Here is an 18,219-nt window from a genome sequence, read left to right as displayed (position 1 = left end):
CCTCCGAACAAGCCCCGACATGTTCAGACCTCTCTTCGTATTTATCGGCACGCGTTATACCCGTGCAAAGCGTCGCAATCATTTTGTGTCATTCATTTCCCTGACTTCGATGATCGGTCTCGCCCTTGGCGTGGTCGTGATGATCGTGGTGCTGTCGGTCATGAACGGCTTCGATCATGAGATGCGTACCCGCGTGCTGGGCATGGTGCCCCACGCGACTATCGAAGCCGGTGAGCCGATCAGCGATTGGCAAGGCCTGGCCACCAAGGTCAAGCAGAACCCGCAGGTGACGGCGGTGGCGCCGTTCACCCAGATGCAGGGTTTGCTGACCAACAATGGCAAAGTTTCCAAAGTCCTGCTCAATGCCATCGACCCGGCGCTGGAGCGCCAGGTGTCGATCATCGATAAGTTCATGCAGCAGGGCCAACTCGACGACCTGAAGCCCGGCGAGTTCGGCATCGTCATCGGCGACAAGGCGGCGGCCAAGCTCGGCGCGGCGGTCGGTGACAAGCTGACATTCGTGGCACCGGAAGTCACCGTGACCCCGGCCGGGATGTTCCCGCGCATGAAACGCTTCACCGTGGTCGGCATCTTCCATGTCGGCGCCGGCGAAATCGACGGCTACCTGGGCATCACCAATCTTCAGGATCTGGCGCGGTTGCATCGCTGGAAGCCGGATCAGGTCCAGGGCATTCGCCTGAAGTTCGACGATCTGTTCCAGGCGCCGCGCACCGCGTGGAGCATCGCCCGGGAGCTGGGTGAGGATCACTATTACGCCCGCGACTGGACCCGCACCCACGGCAACCTGTACCAGGCGATCCGCATGGAAAAAGCCATGATCGGCCTGCTCTTGCTGCTGATCGTCGCAGTCGCCGCGTTCAACATCATTTCCACGCTGGTGATGGTGGTGAACGACAAGAAGGGCGACATCGCGATCCTGCGCACCCTCGGCGCCACGCCGGGCACCATCATGCGCACATTCATGGTGCAGGGTACGGTCATCGGCGTGGTCGGTACGGCCATCGGCGCGGTGGTCGGGATCTTCGCCGCGCTGAACGTCAGCGCCGCGATCTCGGCGCTGGAAGGCCTGATCGGGCACAAGTTCCTCAACGCCGACGTGTACTTCATTGATTACCTGCCGTCGCAGGTGCAGAGCCAGGACGTCGTGATGGTCTGCTCCGCGGCGTTGGTCCTGAGTTTCCTCGCCACCCTGTATCCAGCCTGGCGTGCCGCGCGCACCCAGCCTGCGGAGGCGCTACGTTATGAGTGAGTCGGGCATGAGTGATAAAGCAATCTTGAGCTGCCGCAACCTGGGCAAATCCTACGAGGAAGGCCCGGAATCGGTGGAGGTACTGGCCGATTTGCAGCTGGAGCTGCACCCGGGTGAGCGTGTGGCGATTGTCGGCAAGTCGGGTTCGGGCAAAAGTACCTTGCTCAATCTGCTCGGCGGCCTCGATACGCCAACCAAGGGCAGCGTCTGGCTCGACGGCGAAGAACTTTCGGCGCTGAGCGAAAAGAATCGCGGCCTGCTGCGTAACCGTGCCTTGGGCTTCGTGTATCAGTTCCACCACCTGTTGCCCGAGTTCACTGCACTGGAAAACGTCTGCATGCCGTTGTTGATCGGCAAGACCGCGATTCCGGAGGCTCGCAAGCGTGCTACCGCATTGCTGGAGCGAGTGGGGCTGGGGCATCGCCTGGAGCACAAGCCGGCGGAACTGTCCGGTGGTGAACGCCAGCGCGTGGCCATCGCCCGCGCCCTGGTGAACAATCCGGGCCTGGTGATGCTCGATGAGCCGACCGGCAACCTCGACTCCCACACCGCTGAAGGCATTCAGGATTTGATGCTGGAACTCAGTACTTCGATGCGCACGGCGTTCCTGGTGGTGACCCATGACATGAACCTGGCCCGCCAGATGGATCGCGTCCTGCACCTGCAGGAAGGTTGCCTGACCCCTATCTGATTGGTCGAAACCCGACGCCTGAGAAGGTGTCGGGTCTTTTATTTTTATACGGTGCCCCAGCGAATGTTCAGACCGTTATCGATCTTTATCGGCACGCGCTATACCCGCGCCAAGCGCCGCAATCGCTTTGTTTCCTTCATCTCGATGACCTCGATGATCGGCCTCGCCCTGGGCGTGCTGGCGATGATCGTGGTGCTGTCGGTGATGAACGGTTTTCAGCGTGAAATGAGTTCGCGCATCCTCGGCATGGTGCCGCACGCGACCATTGTCGGCGTCAACCCGATTGACGACTGGCAACCGGTGGCCGCCGCCGCGATGAAAAACCCGGAAGTCACCGCGGCCGTGCCGTTCACCGAGATGGAAGGCATGCTGTCTTACAAAGGCACCATGCAGCCGATCCAAGTCAGTGGCGTCGATCCGGCGCTGGAAGGGCAGGTATCGATTGTCGCCAAGCACATCGTCCAGGGGCGGCTGGATGCCTTGAAACCGGGTGAGTTTGGTGTGGTGATTGGCGAAATCACAGCGCGACGCTTTCGCTTGAACGTCGGCGACAAGATCACCCTGATCGTGCCGGAAGTCAGCACGGCACCGGGCGGTATCACCCCGCGCATGCAGCGTCTGAACGTGGTCGGTGTGTTCAAGGTCGGTGCCGAACTGGACGGTTCGATGGCGTTGATCCACGTCGCCGACGCCGCGCAAATGCAGCACTGGAAACCGAATCAGGTGCAGAGCGTGCGTCTGGCGGTAAAGGACCTGTACTCCGCACCACAGGTGTCGAGTACCGTCGCCACTGGTTTGGGTACGGCCTACAAGGCTGACGACTGGACCCACACCCAGGGCAGCCTGTTCAGTGCGATGAAAATGGAAAAAACCATGATCGGCCTGTTGTTGCTGATGATCGTTGCCGTTGCTGCGTTCAACATCATCGCAACCCTGATCATGGTGGTGAACGACAAGGGCGCGGACATCGCGATCCTGCGCACCATTGGCGCCACGCCGCGGCAGATCATGGCGATCTTCATGGTGCAGGGCACGGTGATCGGAATTGTCGGCACTCTGATCGGTGGTGTGCTTGGCGTCATCGCAGCGCTGAACGTAAGTGAGCTGGTGGGCTGGATCGAGCGGGTCAGCGGCCAGCACATCTTCAGTTCCGATGTGTATTTCGTCAGCAACTTGCCGTCTGAATTGCAGGGTGGGGATGTGCTGTTGATCTGCTCGGCGGGGTTCATCATGAGCTTTCTGGCCACCGTTTACCCTGCCTGGCGGGCGGCGAAGATCGAGCCGGCTACCGCGTTGCGCTATTCGTAATCTTCAAGACCGCGATGAGGCCGAACCTGCCGGCCTCAATCCCCCTTCGGTAACTCAATCAAAAACCGCGTCCACCCCTGATCCGATTCACAACGAATCTGCCCACCATGTGCCCGGATGATCGACTGGGTAATCGCCAATCCCAACCCCGCATGCTCACTGCTGCCTTCATGACGCGCCGGATCGGCCCGGTAAAAACGGTCAAACAGACGCGGCAGCAAGTCTTCGGAAATCCCGTCACCGCTATTTTCGACTATCAGGCTCAAGCCCTTGGGCTGATCGTCGATTCGAATCAGTATCTCGCCATCGACCGGGGTAAACCGCAACGCATTGTCCAGCAAATTGGACAGCGCCCGCCGCAGCATGCTGCGGTCGCCCTCGATGCGGGCATTGCCGTCACGGCTCAATTTCACCTGGGCGTCTTCGGCCAGCGGCGCGAAAAACTCCAGCAAAACGTCCACTTCCTCCGCCAGATCCAGCGGTTCGCACTTGGGCATCAACAGGCCATGATCCGCTTTCGCCAGATAAAGCATGTCGTTGACCAGTTGCGCCATCCATTGCAGCTCTTCCAGGTTGCTATGCAGCGCTTCGCGATAGTCCTCGATGGGGCGCGGGCGGGTGAGGGTGACCTGGGTGTGGGTCAGCAGGTTCGACAGCGGTGTGCGCAACTCATGGGCAATGTCGGCGGAGAACGCCGACAGACGCTGAAAAGAATCGTCAAGACGTCCGAGCATGGCGTTGAAATGGTTGGCCATTTCCGCCAATTCCGGCGGCATGTTTTTTTCCGGCAAGCGTGCGTTGAGCGATTGCGCCGAAACACCGCTGGCGACAGCGCTCATGCGTCGCAACGGCCGCAAGCCGCTGCGGGCTGCCCAGGCACCGAGCAGCGCGGTGGCCAGGGCGGACAAGCCCACCGTCAACCAGATCAAATGCTGCATGCGTTGCAAGAAATGCTGGTGATGCGTGATGTCCAGCAGCAGGGTCAATTGCGGCGAATCAGGCTTGTCGGTAAACAACGGTGCATTGAGGACACGGTAATCGGTACCGTCGTTGTTGAACGTCGACAGCCCGGGTTTTTGCGGGAGTTTGTCGGGCAGATTCGCCGAGCTGTCATACCAGTGCTTGCCATCGCTGCCGGTGATGCGCAGCGATAGATCGGCTTGCCGGCTCAACTCATCGGCCAGTCTGACGTTGCTGTCACTCGATTGAATGTCGTGAAGCGCACGCCGCAAACCAATCAACTTGGCATCCAATAGTTGCTGATCGAGTTCAATGAAGTGCACTTCGCTGGCGCGGCTGAACAGCACCCCGGCGAACAGCGACACCACCGCCGTACACGCTGCAAACAGCAACGCCAACCGACTGCTCAGCGAAAGTCGACGCATCAGGCGGGGCGCTCTTCCAGTACGTAACCCATGCCGCGTACGGTGTGGATCAGTTTGTTGGGGAATTCATCGTCGATTTTCAGGCGTAAACGGCGAATGGCGACTTCGATGACATTGGTGTCGCTGTCGAAATTCATGTCCCACACCTGGGACGCAATCAGCGATTTTGGCAGCACTTCGCCCTGACGGCGCAGGAGCATTTCCAGCAGGGTGAACTCCTTGGCGGTCAGGTCGATGCGCCGGCCGCTGCGCTCCACTCGACGGCGGATCAAGTCCAGACGCAAGTCGGCCAGTTGCAGGCTGGTTTCCTGGGTCGCGGCACTGCCACGGCGCAACAGGCTACGCACCCGGGCCAGCAGTTCGGAAAAGGCGAAGGGCTTGACCAGGTAATCGTCGGCGCCGAGTTCCAGGCCGTGAACCCGATCCTCCACGGCATCCCGTGCGGTCAGAAACAGGACCGGCGTGTCCAGACCGGCGCCGCGCACCGCTTGCAGAATCTGCCAGCCGTCGCGACCGGGCAGCATCACATCGAGAATCAGCAGGGCGTATTCGCCGCTGAGCGCCAGTTGCTGGCCGGTGTTGCCATCGGCGACCAGCTCGGTATTGAAACCGGCTTCGGTAAGGCCCTGGCGCAGGTAGTGGCCGGTTTTCGGTTGGTCTTCGACGATCAGCAGTTTCATGGGACTCAGGCTTCTTGATGGAACGAAAGCTTTATACCGTGGGCGACGACGGTGCAGGCCAACCTGACAAAGTTGTAATCCGGCTGTCAGGTTGCGGGCAGTGGTGGCAGTTTAGAGTTTTCCACAGGCTGAACCTTATTTTGTTGGAGTAAGACGATGTTTTTGCGCAAATCCGTGGCGCTGGCGGCCTGTATGTTGGCATTGAGTTCGCCGGTGTGGGCGTCAGGAGTGCATACCTATGACTTCGGTCAACCTCGGCGGCCAAGGCGAGCCGCAGTGTCGAAGTGGTGATGGGCGATATGTCGTTCACCCCCAAGGCCATTGACATCAAGGCCGGAGAGACCGTGCGTTTCGTGCTGGTGAATAAAGGTCAGTTGTTGCACGAATTCAACCTCGGTGACGTGGCGATGCATGCCAAGCACCAGCAGGAAATGCTGCAAATGCAGCAAAGCGGCATGCTCACGCCTACAGGCGTGAAGGCGATGGACCACAGCGCCATGGGGCATGGCATGAAGCATGATGACCCCAATAGCGTGCTGGTGGAACCGGGTAAAACCGCTGAGCTGACCTGGACTTTCAGCAAGGCCACCCACCTGGAGTTTGCCTGCAACATCCCCGGTCATTACCAGGCCGGCATGGTCGGCAAACTGACAGTCAGTCAGTAAGCACTCAAAGGCGGGAGCAAAGGCTGTTAGAATCCGCTGATTCTTCAGTCAGGTTTCCGCCATGCATCCCGCAGCCGAACACTCGCCGCTGGGCAAATCCAGCGAATACATCGCCACTTACACACCGTCCTTGCTGTTCCCGATCCCGCGTACCGCAAAGTGGGCCGAGCTGGGCCTGACGGCTGAAACCCTGCCGTACAAGGGCGTGGATTTCTGGAACTGCTTCGAACTGTCGTGGCTGTTGCCGTCGGGCAAGCCAGTGGTGGCGATCGGCGAGTTCAGTATCCCGGCGGATTCACCGAACATCATCGAATCGAAGTCGTTCAAGCTGTACCTCAACTCGCTGAACCAGACGCCGTTTGCCGACACAGCGAGCCTTGAGGCGACGCTGGTCAAGGACCTGTCAGCGGCAGCCGGCAAACCGGTTGGCGTGCGTGTTCGCAGCCTGAAGGATGTCGAAGCCGAAGGCGTCGTGGCGTTGCCGGGCGTGTGCATTGATGATTTGGATATCAGCGTCAGCAACTACGAGCATCCGCGTCCGGAGCTGCTGCGTTGCGACGAATCGCGCATTGTCGGAGAGAGCGTGCACAGCCATTTGCTCAAATCCAATTGCCCGGTGACCAGTCAGCCGGACTGGGGCAGCGTGGTGGTGGAGTACCGCGGCGCGGCGCTGGATCACGCCAGTCTGCTGGAGTACATCGTCAGCTTCCGTCAGCACTCGGACTTCCACGAACAGTGCGTGGAGCGGATCTTTCTCGATCTGCAGCGTTTGCTGAAACCGGAGAAATTGACGGTGTATGCGCGCTATGTGCGGCGTGGCGGGCTGGATATCAATCCGTATCGCAGTACTGAAGAAATGCAGTTGCCGAACCATCGCCTGGTCCGTCAGTAAAGATTTTCTGTAGGAGCGAGCAAGCTCGCTCCTACATTGCATCCGGTGGATTCAGATCCCCATACTGTGCAGGGCCTGGCCAATCTGTCGCAGGGTGCCGGCAAGGGTCGGGTGTTCGAGTTCGAAGCGTTCGACGGCCAGGTTGACGTTATCGGCGAGGTTGACGTCCTTGGTCTTGGTTTCGAGATCAAGCTCAAGTTTAATCTTTTGCATCAGTGCATCCAGGTCTTCGCGCTCGGCTTCTGTCAGCGGAGGATTCTGTTCCAATTGCTCGCGCAGGGCATTGAGCTGGTCTTGCAGTTCGCGGGCAGACATGGCGTTCTTCCTTTTATCGATAGGCACTGGCATAGACCGTGGCGGCGCACTAAAGATCTATGGCTTCCCTAAGATTAATCCACTCCTGCCCAACCTGCATGCCTTCATCGGTGTGAGGCGGCGATCAGGGCTTTTCGCCCTTGAGCCGACGCAGATTGATATCGGCCAGGCAGGTGTCGAGTTCACCCAGGTGATCGATCACCGAATGCACGCCCAGGCCGAAGAGCTGCATGGTTGCCTTGCCGCGCTTGATGTCCCGTTCCTGCGGGGACAATGCCTGCCATTGAGTGGGTGACAGCCCGCAGAGCGAGCCACAGGACGCCAAACCGATTGTCCACAGGCCGGCGTTGAGTCCCGATTGCAGCAAGCGCGGTTCACCGCTGACCAGTACGCAGCCATCCAGTCGCTCGACGTTCAGCGACATCAGCGCTTGCCAGCACGCATTCGGTGCCGGCCAAGGATTGATTGTTGCAAGTTGTTGCGATGGCGGCGAGGGTTTGATCCATTCCGGCAGCGCTACGGCCAGGGAATGGCTGAGGGCGGGGGATAATTCATCGAGCCAGGCGCAGGGAATCTGCTGGCGCTGCAAGCTGTACACGCTGTCGATCGCCCCAGGGGTGGCTTCGGCGTGTTCGACCGAATAGCCCTCAAGCAGGCGCGTACGCGCGCCGAAATCCACCAGGCAACCACTGAGACCGAAGAGCACGGCGGTCAGGTTTGGTGCGGTTTGAGGCGATGTTTCGGCGTGCGGCATGTCAACGTCCCTGAAATAGCCTCAAAGCTAGGGATCGTCGGTGACAGTTGCATGACATGGGTGTGAATCGCTCACAATCGACAGGCATCATGCTCAGGCGCGCGGCTGCGATGCTGCCTTAAACGGCGTTTACGTCTTATACTAGCGGTCTTTGCGTCGAGCCAAGCGCCCGGCGACTGTACAAATCCAAGGAGTTTTCTATGCGCTGGAGCAATCATCTAGCTCAACTTTGTGTGTGCGCCAGCGCGATGCTGGTTCCGTTCGTTGCCCAGGCAGCGTCGGAAGATGATCCTTGGGAAAGCATCAACCGTCCGATCTACAAGTTCAACGATGTACTCGATACTTATGCACTGAAGCCATTGGCCCAGGGCTATCAGTTCGTGACGCCGCAGTTCCTTGAAGATGGCATCCACAACATGTTCCGCAACGTCGGCGATGTGACCAACCTCGCCAACGATATCCTGCAGGCCAAACCCGCGGCAGCAGGTGTCGACACCGCACGATTGATCTTCAACACCACGTTCGGCCTGCTGGGTTTCTTCGATGTCGGCACCCAAATGGGCCTGCAACGCAATGACGAAGATTTCGGCCAGACCCTGGGTTACTGGGGTGTAGGCAGCGGTCCGTATGTGATGCTGCCGCTGCTTGGCCCTAGCACCTTGCGTGATGCGCCTTCGAAGCTCGTCGACAGTTACACCGGCCCATATCGCTACATGAACGATGTACCGGTGCGTAATTCGGTTTTCGCTCTGAACATTGTCGATACCCGGGCGAACTTGCTGTCCACCGAGAAATTGATCACTGGCGACAAGTACACCTTCATTCGTAACGCCTACCTGCAGAACCGCGAGTTCAAGGTAAAGGACGGCCAGGTCGAAGACGATTTCTGATCCTGACCGATATATCGAAAAAGGCAGCCTTCGGGCTGCCTTTTTTCGTCTGGAACGGGTCAGTTCATCTTCAGGATTGTAAGGCCAAGTTTCTGACCGCCCCCGTGCTGCTCCTTCACCCACACCACTTCGGTGTCGGCTTCGAGCCCTTTGAGCGCGGCGTGTTCGGATTCAATACGCACGCTAAGCCGGTCACCCGCCGTGAACAAACGCGGCGCCTGCAGCTGCATCCCGCTGCTGGAAAGGTCGATGCAGACGGCTGGTACCTCGTCCCCTTCATGAATCAGCGACACATCGGCATCGACCCGCATGCGGATGAAATCGCGCTTTTCGCTATAGTCCCGACTGGTTTGACTCATGGCCTTGATCCTTCCGTTGGGTTACGGTTTTGACGGTTTTTATAACTCCCGGTGCTTTGAAGAGTGTAGACGTCAAGCGACCATCGGCGTGAGCTTGAAACGCCTCGCGGATGGGAGTACCGTCTGCGCCTTAGAAGGGCACCTCTGGTGTACATGTGTGTAGGGCAAACGCTCGAAAACGGTGCGACAGAGAGGCTAGAAAGCGAATCCAGTAGTGTGAGCCGGGCCAAAATCCGAGCCGCTACGCCAACCTAATTCTGGCGCCGTTTGCCCACATGCCAAAAACCAGTGCCACGCTGCTGATAATCGATGATGACGAAGTAGTGCGCGCGAGCCTCGCCGCCTATTTGGAAGACAGTGGTTTCAGCGTCTTGCAGGCCAGTAATGGTCAGCAGGGTCTTCAGGTATTCGAGCAAGACAAGCCCGACTTGGTCATCTGCGATCTGCGCATGCCGCAGATGGGTGGACTCGAACTCATTCGCCAGGTTACCGAGCTGTCACCGCAAACGCCGGTGATCGTGGTGTCGGGTGCCGGCGTGATGAACGATGCGGTCGAGGCGCTGCGCCTGGGGGCGGCGGACTACCTGATCAAACCTCTCGAAGACTTGGCTGTGCTTGAGCATTCTGTGCGTCGGGCGTTGGATCGCGCACGCCTGCTGCTGGAAAACCAGCGTTACCGCGAAAAGCTGGAAAAGGCCAACCGCGAGCTCGCCGCCAGCCTGAACCTGCTCCAGGAAGACCAGAACGCCGGTCGCCAGGTGCAGATGAACATGCTGCCGGTCAGCCCTTGGGCCATTAACGAGTTCAAGTTTGCTCACCAGATCATCCCGTCGCTGTACCTGTCGGGTGATTTTGTCGACTATTTTCGGGTCGACGAGCGTCGGGTTGCGTTCTACCTGGCGGATGTTTCCGGTCATGGCGCCTCTTCAGCCTTCGTCACCGTGCTGCTGAAGTTCATGACCACGCGCCTGCTGTTCGAATCCAAGCGCAGCGGCACTTTGCCGGAATTCAAGCCTTCTGAGGTTCTTGGTCATATCAACCGGGGCCTGATCAGTTGTAAGCTGGGCAAACACGTCACAATGGTCGGTGGAGTCATCGACGAGGAGACAGGTTTGTTGACCTACAGCATCGGTGGTCATTTGCCGTTGCCTGTGTTGTACACCCCCGACAGTGTTTGTTATCTGGAAGGGCGTGGCCTGCCGGTGGGCCTCTTCAACGAAGCCACCTACGAAGACCACGTGCTGGAGTTGCCACCGACGTTCAGCCTGACGCTGATGTCTGATGGCATTCTGGACCTTTTGCCAGAACCCACACTCAAAGAAAAAGAAGCTGCGTTGCCCCAACGGGTCAAGGCAGCGGGCGGCAGCCTGGATGGTCTGCGGCAGGTTTTTGGATTGGCCACGCTAGGGGAGATGCCGGATGATATCGCCCTGTTGGTGTTGAGCAGGAATCTTTAATGAGTACCGGTAGAATCCAGTTCGCCGAGCAGGATGGCACTTTCGTCCTCAAGTTCATCGGTGAAGTTCGCCTGACCCTGTGTTCGGCGTTGGATGCGACTATTGAGAAAATCTTCACCGCGATGAATTTCAACGCGATCGTGATCGATTTGACCGAAACCCGCAGCATCGATAGCACCACGCTTGGCTTGTTGGCCAAGCTGTCGATCCTGTCGCGGCAAAAGGTCGGCCTGCTGCCGACCGTCGTCACCACCCACGAAGACATCACCCGTCTGTTGCAGTCCATGGGCTTCGAGCAGGTGTTCAACATCGTCGACAAGCCTGTGCCTTGTCCTGAGTGCCTGGACGACCTGCCGGATCAGGACCAGTCCGAAGAGGTGGTGCGGATCAAGGTGCTTGAAGCGCACAAGATCCTCATGGGCCTGAACGATTCCAATCGTGAAGCGTTTCATGATCTGGTGAATGCGCTGGAGCGGCATTGATCCGCTGACGTGATGTGGGCCGCAATTGCTCCTTCGCGAGCAGGTTCTTCGTTTGACCATTTAACCCGACAGCACTACAAATCCCCTGTGGGAGCGAGCCTGCTCGCGAAGGCGTCCTTTCAAACCACGCCTGTCAGCGCAAGGTCAGCGAGCTATCAATCGCGCAGAAAAAAGGGCGAACCCACCAGGGTTCGCCCTTTTTGCATTCCAACGGCTCAGATCACAGCTTGGCCTGCAGCAACGCCTCAAGCTTCTCCTGGTCACGAGCAAACTGACGAATCCCTTCAGCCAGCTTCTCGGTCGCCATGGCGTCCTCGTTGGACAACCAGCGGAACTGTGCTTCATTGAGGTTCAGGCGCGCTTCACCGGTATGACCCGGTGCCAGTTTGCGTTCCAGCTTGCCGGTATCCGTCGCCAGTTTGTCGATCAAGTCCGGGCTGATGGTCAACCGGTCACAACCGGCCAACTGCTCGATCTGGCTCAGGTTACGGAAGCTGGCGCCCATCACCACGGTTTTGTAATCGTTGGCCTTGTAGTAGTTGTAGATTCGTGTCACCGACTGCACGCCCGGATCGTCCGCGCCGGTGTACTCGTTGCCGGTGGCTTTCTTGTACCAATCATAGATACGGCCCACGAACGGCGAAATCAGGAACACCCCGGCGTCAGCGCAGGCTGCGGCCTGAGCGAAGGAGAACAACAGGGTCAGGTTGGTCTGGATGCCTTCCTTCTCCAGGATCTCCGCAGCGCGGATACCTTCCCAGGTCGAAGCGATCTTGATCAGCACGCGATCGCGACCGATGCCGGCTTTTTCATACAGCTCGATCAGACGGTGCGCACGCTTCAATACGGCGTCAGTGTCGAACGACAGGCGTGCATCCACTTCAGTGGAAATACGGCCAGGAATGACCTTGAGGATTTCCTGCCCCACCGCGACGCCAAAACGGTCGCTTGCCAGCCCGACATCGCCCTTGCAGTCGCTGACACAAGCATTCAGCAATTGGGCATAAGCGGGAATGGCCGCAGCCTTGAGCAGCAGGGAAGGGTTGGTGGTAGCGTCCACCGGTTTAACGCGAGCGATCGCTTCGAAGTCGCCGGTGTCGGCAACCACGGTGGTCATTTGTTTGAGTTGTTCCAGCTTGGAAGTCATGGGCGTGCTCTGTCCTGTGGGTCTGTTGACATTACCCGAGGGCTGACAGCCACTCAAGGGCGTGTACGTGTATCGACGGCCCCGGCGGCAACAACCTGAAAACGGTTGTTTGAAAGGTGGGGCGCGGTAATCGGTAAATACGATGCCAAAACGGCGCGCGGGTTCAACACAGCTGACCGTTGGCCCCACGGCAGACATCCAGGCCGAATGCTGTTCACTGTTATAAATCGTCAATCAAACGTCATGCAGGTGTTCAATGGAAGTCCGGGCAAGTGCATTCAAGCGAGGTAATTTATAACGTTAGAACATGTCCGATCATCAAGTCCGGATGACGTGTAGTGTAAAGCGGATATGCATCTGTGCTGGGCGGGAATATGACCTCACAAGGAAAACGGATGTCTGGCATTGTGAAGGCCTTCGATGATCTTATTCTCGGTTATACCTTAAAGAAACTCACCGGAGTTTTTGAAGAATTGTTGGCCGTTTCAAGGCAGCACTATCCGGACAATATGACGGGCGTGCTTGGCATGGCGCAGGTCAAAGCGGCGAAGAGCATTCCGGGCTGGTTGAAACGGGTGAAATGCAGTTCGCCCTTCGAAGTTACCCATGTGTTGATCGAGCAAATGAACCAGTCGCGAAAGTTTCAGCACGGCCTGCGCATCGAAGCACAGGCCGTTTTGTTGGAAGCATTGGTGGAAGCAGAGCTGGCGATGGATGAAGCAAGCTATTCAGAATTCGTTGACAGGAATTAGTTCGCTTCGATACAGCGTGATGGGCTATTTCGATTTCAAGATGACTTGTACGGCATTCGCCGCAGGCTTTGATTGACCGTCAGAGGTGTTCAAACCGAAATTTTTCTCCCGGTCGTTACTGCCTGAGTCGTTGTTCTTCCATTCATAAATTGACGTCAGTGCGATATCCAGTTGATGGGTCTCTTTAATGAAACTGGCCAATTTCGATGCTTGGCCCGTAGTGCCTCCGTTCATGAACAGTGACGCAACCCCCCACTCGGAAATGACGCCGGGCAAATGAAAGTTTTCGGATATGAATGTTTGAGCCCGACTGATTTCGGTGCTCGACATGCCATAGGGGTGATATGAAACGGCGCGGATGCACTGGGGATAATCCGTGACGATTTTGCTCAATGCCGCCGTGGATGCGGAACCCTTGGTGGGGGCACGGGCAAACCCGAACCCGATGACCGGGGTTGAGTGTTCTTGCTGTTGTAGGGCGTTGCAGACGGCGCTCATGAAGGGAACGAATGTGGTCTCGAAGTTCCCCGTGGGCCAGTAGGTCGGCAAGTCCGGTTCATTCCAGATCTCAATGGCGACCAGTTGTGTGCGATAGGTGTTTTCCAGGTCGATGATCGCGTTGGCGAATGTCTCGCCGGCAGTGGCCAGATCACTGCTACTGGTGGAATTGGCCAGCGCCTTCGTCGAGCGGATGGTCATCAGCACCGGAAGATCGGCGGATTTTGTGGCGGCAAAGGCCTCGCTGATCAGGGTTCGATACGCCGGGCTTGCCAGGCTGTTGGTCCAAACCCCGAAGCGCACGAACCCGAACCCCGCGTCCTTGATCTGTCGGGCGTCGGTGGCCGAGAAGTTTTGTATTTTTACCTGGACGCCTACTCGCTTGTCTTTTTCGAGGGCGGGGAACGATTCAACCGCATAAGCGTGGATGGACGTGCCGAGTGCTAAAAGTGTCGAAGTGGCCAGGCGTCTAAAACGCATGAGGGTCATGACAGAGTCTCCTGGTGGCAAGCGAATTAATCCTTTCTGTAGATGAAGGAAATACAGCCATATCACCACAGCGTTCGAAATTAAACCTGAAGTAACGAAATGTTATTTTTTGTCGGGGAAATTAGTTATTCCAAAAGATCGTTATTTTTAGTCCGGCTATTCCAGTAGGGCGTTTTTGTGTGTCGTGGTATTTAATATGCTTGCATTAATAGGATTGATCCATCTCTGAATGCGGGACCGACCCTGTCGGGGCGATACATTGGCCAAATCGACACAGTACGGGGAGCGTAGCCTTGTTCAGAAACATACTTATTGTCTGCGTCGGCAATATTTGTCGAAGTCCTACGGCCGAATTATTGCTGCGCAATGCGTTGGAACCCTCCGATATCGTAGTGACCTCCGCGGGCCTGAACGCGCGGGTGGGCGAGCCTATGGAAACCAATGCACGCCAGGTGCTTGAAGAACAGGGAGTCGCTGCCGAAGGATTTAAAGCGCGCCAGATTACCCCAGCCATTGTTAATGAATCCGATCTCATCCTCGTCATGGAAAAGGAACATATAAAGGAAGTGCTCGGTATTGCATCCCACGCAAGAGGCAAAGTGTTTCTTTTGGGCAAGTGGCAGAGTGAGCGAGAAATCAAGGATCCGTATCGTCAAGGAAAAGCTGCTTTCGTCCATGCCCATGCATTGATTAAAGATGCCGTTGGCTCATGGGCGCAGCGCCTCGGACGTTGATGGATGAATTTCAGATTAGTGATAATGGTAAAAGAATAGACATTATGCAGTTACCGTCAGTACTCAGCACCCGGGATAAAGATAGAGACGAGATTGATATTCTCGGCCTGGTAGGCACGTTGATTGATCATAAATGGTTGATTGGTGCCATCACCGGAGCGTTCATGGTCGCCGGTGCCGCCTATGCGGTCCTGGCACCGCCGGTGTATCTGGCTAATGCGTTAGTGCAGGTGGAGCCCAAAAAGAACGACATGCTGGGCTTCTCCGACATCAGCAGCATGCTCGGCGGGCAATCACCGGCGGCGACCGAGATCGGCATCATCAAGTCCCGGACGATCATCGGCAAAACGGTCGATGATCTGCATCTCGATATCGTGGTAACACCCAACACCTTCCCTGTAATCGGCGGCTTTATGGCCAGGCGTTACAAGGGAGATGATGCTGGCGGTGTCGCGCCTGCGCGCCTGGGGCTGAACGGCTATGCATGGGGGGGCGAACGTCTTGAGTTCGCAAAGCTCGATCTGCCGGATGAACTGCTGGGTAAAAAGCTGACGCTGGTTGCCGCCGAGCAGCAACGATTCAAACTGTTCGACGACGACGGCGCCTTGCTGCTGGACGGGGCGACGGGCGAAGAAATCGCACAAAATGGTGTAGCGGTGCACGTCGCAACCATGGCCGCCAATCCCGGCACCCGATTCGAAGTCGTGCGCAACCCTCGCATCGTCACCATTCAGGATTACCAGGACGACCTGGAAGTCTCCGAGCAGGGCAAAGAGTCGGGCATCATCAGCCTGGCACTGGCCAGCACCGACTACGCGTTGGCGGTGAAGATCCTGAACAAGGTCTCGACACTTTATGTGGAGCAGAACGTACAACGTACTTCTGCCGAGGCCGCCCAGAGCCTGGATTTCCTGCAAGCTCAATTGCCGCAAGTCAAAGAGGATCTGGCCAAGGCCAGCAACGCGCTCAATACGTATCAAACGGGTGGCAACACCGTCAACATTTCGCTCGAGACCAAATCCGTACTGGAACAGATCGTGGTGCTGGATACACGCATCTCCGATTTGAAACTCCAGCAGGCGGACATGGACCGCAAGTTCACCCGTGAGCACCCGGCCTATCGCGCCCTGATGACGCAGATGGGCGATTTGAATAGCCAGCGACGCGGTCTGGAGAAAAAAGTCCAGGGGCTTCCCGCGACACAACAAGAGCTGTTGAACCTCACCCGTGATGTAGAAGTGGCCACCCAGATCTACACCCAACTGCTGAACAAATCCCAGGAGCTGGACATCGTCAGGGCAGGGGCGGTCGGTAACGCGCGGCTGATAGATGTGGCCGACGTGGACAAGACCAACCCGATCAAGCCACGCAAGGCCTTGATCGTAGTGATTGCGACTTTCCTGGGCGGATTTGTCGGCGTTGCCCTGGTGCTGGTGCGCAAATCGCTCAGCCGGGGACTCGAAGGGCCGGAAGCCATTGAACAGCTGGGCCTGCCGGTCTATGCGTCTATTCCGTACAGCGCCCTGCAGCAGGAACAGGACACTAAAAAGACCCGGTCGAGCGATGATGCAAACCGCGAGTCCTTTTTGTTGGCGCTGCGCAACCCGACGGACCTGTCCATCGAGTCCATACGCAGCCTGCGCACCTGCCTGCATTTCGCCGGACTGGATGCCACCAACAACCGGATCATGATTTCGGGCCCAAGCCCGGAGGTCGGCAAGACCTTCGTGTCCTCGAACCTGGCCGCTGTCATTGCTCAAAGCGGGCAAAAGGTCGTTCTGATCGATGCCGATATGCGTAAAGGTCATCTGCACAAAACCCTGGCCACCTCGGTCGAGAATGGGTTGTCCGATCTATTGGCCAAGCGCTGCAACCTCGAGCAGGCGATCAATCAGCTCGAGATCGAAAACCTGCACTTCATCAGCCGTGGGCAAGTTCCGCCCAACCCCTCTGAACTGTTGATGCATGCCAACTTCAGAGCGCTCTTGGCAGAACTCAGCGAGCTGTATGACGTGGTCATCATCGACACGCCTCCGCTGCTGGCGGTGACCGATGCCGCGATCGTCGGCCGTGAAGCCGCCATCAATCTGATCGTGACGCGTTTTGGTGTGAACCCGGCCAAGGAAATCGAATTGACGATCCGCCGCTTTGCACAAAACGGCATCGAGTTGAAGGGCGCCATCTTCAACGGCGTGGAGAAGCGGGCATCCAGTTATTACGGTAATGGCGGCTACGGCTATTACAACTACGAATACGCCTCTGACAAATCGTGATGCAAGTCAGGTCGAGAGGGGACGTAGTGACCACTCTCGGTCTTTGATTACTGACGATCAGATTCATGGAGAAGGGTGGGTTGTGAAGAAAATTCTACACGTGGCAGAAACGATCAAGGGTGGCGTTGCGACAGTCATTCGCACGATATCGACACCTCCCGAGGGTGAAGATCAACAGTATGAACTGGTGTATCTGATCCCTCTCGATCAGAAACAGGAACTGCCCGGCATTGATGAGCGCCAGATCAGGACCTTTACGCGAAAGAAGAGGGACGTGCTCTCCCTCCTGCGATTTGCCTGGCAGCTGATCCGCGTCATGTTCAAGGAAAAGCCTGATGTCGTGCATTTGCACAGCACGTTCTCCGGCGTGATCGGACGCTGTGTCTGTCTGGTCATGCGTCCTTGGCGTTCACCCAAAGTCATTTATTGCCCGCACGCCTTTTCGTTCTTGATGGAGAGTTCTCCCGCCAAACAAAAAGTCTATTCGCTGATTGAGCGGCTTTTGCAGAAGGTGACGGACACCATTGTTTGTGTCAGTCAGTACGAGATGGATAAAGCGGCCGACTTCGGTATCGACCGTCATCGCATGAAGCTGATCTATAACGGCATTCCTTATAGGAAGGATGAGAGCAAGCCCGAAGCCGATCCGGATATCCATCTTTTGTTTGTCGGTCGATTGGATTACCAGAAGGGTTTTGATGTCCTGCTCAAGGCGTTCTCCCAAGTGGAGCGAGCCGATCTGAAGCTTACGATCGTGGGCAGCGCAGTCAATTCGGACTCTGTCGAATGCCCGGCCATTGATTCGGTTGTTTATCTGCCTTGGGTGAGCCCGAGCGAGGTGAATGACCTTTATAAAAAGGCCGATGTCTTGATCGTTCCGAGTCGCTGGGAAGGCTTCGCCATGGTGCCCCTCGAAGGCATGGCGATGGGTTTGCCGGTCATTGCCAGCGACTGTACTTCACTTCCTGAATTGGTGACGCATGACGTCACCGGCTACGTGTTCGGTTCCGGCGATCATCAGGCGCTGGCCAGCCTGCTGGTGAATATCAGCAAACATAAGTTGGCAGAACTCGGCGCCGAAGGTCGCAGGGTCGTGCGCGAGCGGTTCAGTGCGACGTTGATGATTCAGCAGACCTACGACGTGTATTGCGCTCAAACTCATTAAGTGAACTCAAGAC

The 18,219-nt window shown here is 57.2% G+C and carries 18 protein-coding genes and 1 pseudogene; 12 read left to right on the top strand and 7 right to left on the bottom strand.

The window, feature by feature from the left end; all coding sequences use genetic code 11:
* Positions 1-19 precede the first annotated feature (19 nt).
* The 3 genes from FFS64_RS25585 to FFS64_RS25575 all read left to right on the top strand — a co-directional run bounded on the left by FFS64_RS25585 (position 20) and on the right by FFS64_RS25575 (position 3,269).
* A complete protein-coding gene (locus tag FFS64_RS25585) occupies positions 20-1,270 on the top strand; it encodes a lipoprotein-releasing ABC transporter permease subunit (protein WP_137807655.1) in 1,251 nt (416 codons plus the stop codon).
* 7 nt (positions 1,271-1,277) lie between these two features.
* Complete coding sequence (gene lolD / locus FFS64_RS25580; protein ID WP_171017134.1) at positions 1,278-1,961, top strand: lipoprotein-releasing ABC transporter ATP-binding protein LolD; 684 nt, start codon at positions 1,278-1,280, stop codon at positions 1,959-1,961.
* Between the two features lie 63 nt (positions 1,962-2,024).
* Positions 2,025-3,269: a lipoprotein-releasing ABC transporter permease subunit gene (locus FFS64_RS25575; protein WP_137807653.1), complete on the top strand. Its 1,245-nt coding sequence runs from the start codon at positions 2,025-2,027 to the stop codon at positions 3,267-3,269.
* A gap of 35 nt (positions 3,270-3,304) precedes the next feature.
* Here the strand turns inward: FFS64_RS25575 and FFS64_RS25570 are convergent, their stop codons facing one another.
* Both FFS64_RS25570 and FFS64_RS25565 read right to left on the bottom strand, forming a co-directional pair.
* Positions 3,305-4,654, bottom strand: coding sequence for a heavy metal sensor histidine kinase (locus tag FFS64_RS25570; RefSeq protein WP_137807652.1), 1,350 nt, complete (start codon positions 4,652-4,654; stop codon positions 3,305-3,307).
* On the bottom strand, positions 4,654-5,334 hold the full coding sequence (locus FFS64_RS25565; protein WP_137807651.1) for a heavy metal response regulator transcription factor: 681 nt from the start codon (positions 5,332-5,334) through the stop codon (positions 4,654-4,656). The genes FFS64_RS25570 and FFS64_RS25565 overlap by 1 nt, the downstream gene beginning before the upstream one ends.
* Before the next feature lie 156 nt (positions 5,335-5,490).
* On the opposite strand from FFS64_RS25565, the pseudogene FFS64_RS25560 reads away from it, so the two are divergent.
* Positions 5,491-5,999, top strand: a pseudogene (locus FFS64_RS25560) (plastocyanin/azurin family copper-binding protein).
* A gap of 61 nt (positions 6,000-6,060) precedes the next feature.
* Complete coding sequence (gene queF, locus FFS64_RS25555) at positions 6,061-6,891, top strand: NADPH-dependent 7-cyano-7-deazaguanine reductase QueF (protein WP_137807650.1); 831 nt, start codon at positions 6,061-6,063, stop codon at positions 6,889-6,891.
* Between the two features lie 51 nt (positions 6,892-6,942).
* Here queF and FFS64_RS25550 read toward each other — a convergent pair whose 3' ends face one another.
* Both FFS64_RS25550 and FFS64_RS25545 read right to left on the bottom strand, forming a co-directional pair.
* The gene (locus tag FFS64_RS25550; protein ID WP_137807649.1) at positions 6,943-7,206 is read right to left on the bottom strand and encodes a DUF4404 family protein; all 264 of its coding nucleotides are present in this window, start codon (positions 7,204-7,206) and stop codon (positions 6,943-6,945) included.
* A 124-nt stretch (positions 7,207-7,330) separates the two neighbouring features.
* On the bottom strand, positions 7,331-7,960 hold the full coding sequence (locus FFS64_RS25545; protein ID WP_137807648.1) for an HAD family phosphatase: 630 nt from the start codon (positions 7,958-7,960) through the stop codon (positions 7,331-7,333).
* A gap of 200 nt (positions 7,961-8,160) precedes the next feature.
* Here FFS64_RS25545 and FFS64_RS25540 point away from each other — a divergent pair, with 200 nt between their 5' ends.
* Positions 8,161-8,850 (top strand): VacJ family lipoprotein, encoded by a 690-nt coding sequence (locus tag FFS64_RS25540; protein ID WP_137807647.1) that lies wholly within the window; start codon positions 8,161-8,163, stop codon positions 8,848-8,850.
* Positions 8,851-8,909: 59 nt separating this feature from the next.
* Here the strand turns inward: FFS64_RS25540 and FFS64_RS25535 are convergent, their stop codons facing one another.
* Entirely contained in the window at positions 8,910-9,209 is a 300-nt protein-coding gene (locus FFS64_RS25535) for a PilZ domain-containing protein (RefSeq protein WP_137807646.1), read from the bottom strand.
* Between the two features lie 275 nt (positions 9,210-9,484).
* Between FFS64_RS25535 and rssB the strand changes: the two genes are divergently transcribed.
* Entirely contained in the window at positions 9,485-10,666 is a 1,182-nt protein-coding gene (gene rssB / locus FFS64_RS25530) for a two-component system response regulator RssB (RefSeq protein WP_137807645.1), read from the top strand.
* Entirely contained in the window at positions 10,666-11,148 is a 483-nt protein-coding gene (rssC, locus tag FFS64_RS25525) for an anti-sigma factor antagonist RssC (protein ID WP_137807644.1), read from the top strand. The genes rssB and rssC overlap by 1 nt, the downstream gene beginning before the upstream one ends.
* Before the next feature lie 220 nt (positions 11,149-11,368).
* Here the strand turns inward: rssC and tal are convergent, their stop codons facing one another.
* Positions 11,369-12,295: a transaldolase gene (tal, locus tag FFS64_RS25520; protein ID WP_137807643.1), complete on the bottom strand. Its 927-nt coding sequence runs from the start codon at positions 12,293-12,295 to the stop codon at positions 11,369-11,371.
* A 395-nt stretch (positions 12,296-12,690) separates the two neighbouring features.
* Here tal and FFS64_RS25515 point away from each other — a divergent pair, with 395 nt between their 5' ends.
* Complete coding sequence (locus FFS64_RS25515; RefSeq protein ID WP_256660533.1) at positions 12,691-13,047, top strand: hypothetical protein; 357 nt, start codon at positions 12,691-12,693, stop codon at positions 13,045-13,047.
* Positions 13,048-13,071: 24 nt separating this feature from the next.
* Here the strand turns inward: FFS64_RS25515 and FFS64_RS25510 are convergent, their stop codons facing one another.
* On the bottom strand, positions 13,072-14,034 hold the full coding sequence (locus tag FFS64_RS25510) for a cellulase family glycosylhydrolase (protein WP_137807641.1): 963 nt from the start codon (positions 14,032-14,034) through the stop codon (positions 13,072-13,074).
* 293 nt (positions 14,035-14,327) lie between these two features.
* Between FFS64_RS25510 and FFS64_RS25505 the strand changes: the two genes are divergently transcribed.
* The 3 genes from FFS64_RS25505 (at position 14,328) to FFS64_RS25495 (ending at position 18,206) form a co-directional block, all read left to right on the top strand.
* Positions 14,328-14,768 carry a low molecular weight protein-tyrosine-phosphatase gene (locus tag FFS64_RS25505; RefSeq protein ID WP_137807640.1) on the top strand — a complete coding sequence of 147 codons (441 nt, stop codon included), beginning with the start codon at positions 14,328-14,330 and terminating at the stop codon, positions 14,766-14,768.
* Positions 14,769-14,812: 44 nt separating this feature from the next.
* The gene (locus tag FFS64_RS25500) at positions 14,813-17,041 is read left to right on the top strand and encodes a polysaccharide biosynthesis tyrosine autokinase (protein WP_137807639.1); all 2,229 of its coding nucleotides are present in this window, start codon (positions 14,813-14,815) and stop codon (positions 17,039-17,041) included.
* 82 nt (positions 17,042-17,123) lie between these two features.
* Complete coding sequence (locus FFS64_RS25495; protein WP_137807638.1) at positions 17,124-18,206, top strand: glycosyltransferase; 1,083 nt, start codon at positions 17,124-17,126, stop codon at positions 18,204-18,206.
* Positions 18,207-18,219 lie beyond the last annotated feature (13 nt).

This window comes from Pseudomonas sp. G(2018) (assembly GCF_005502415.1).
In the GTDB taxonomy this organism is placed as follows: Bacteria; Pseudomonadota; Gammaproteobacteria; order Pseudomonadales; family Pseudomonadaceae; genus Aquipseudomonas.
Note: the sequence above shows the minus strand (reverse complement) of the source record. Positions and strands in the feature narration are given on the sequence as shown.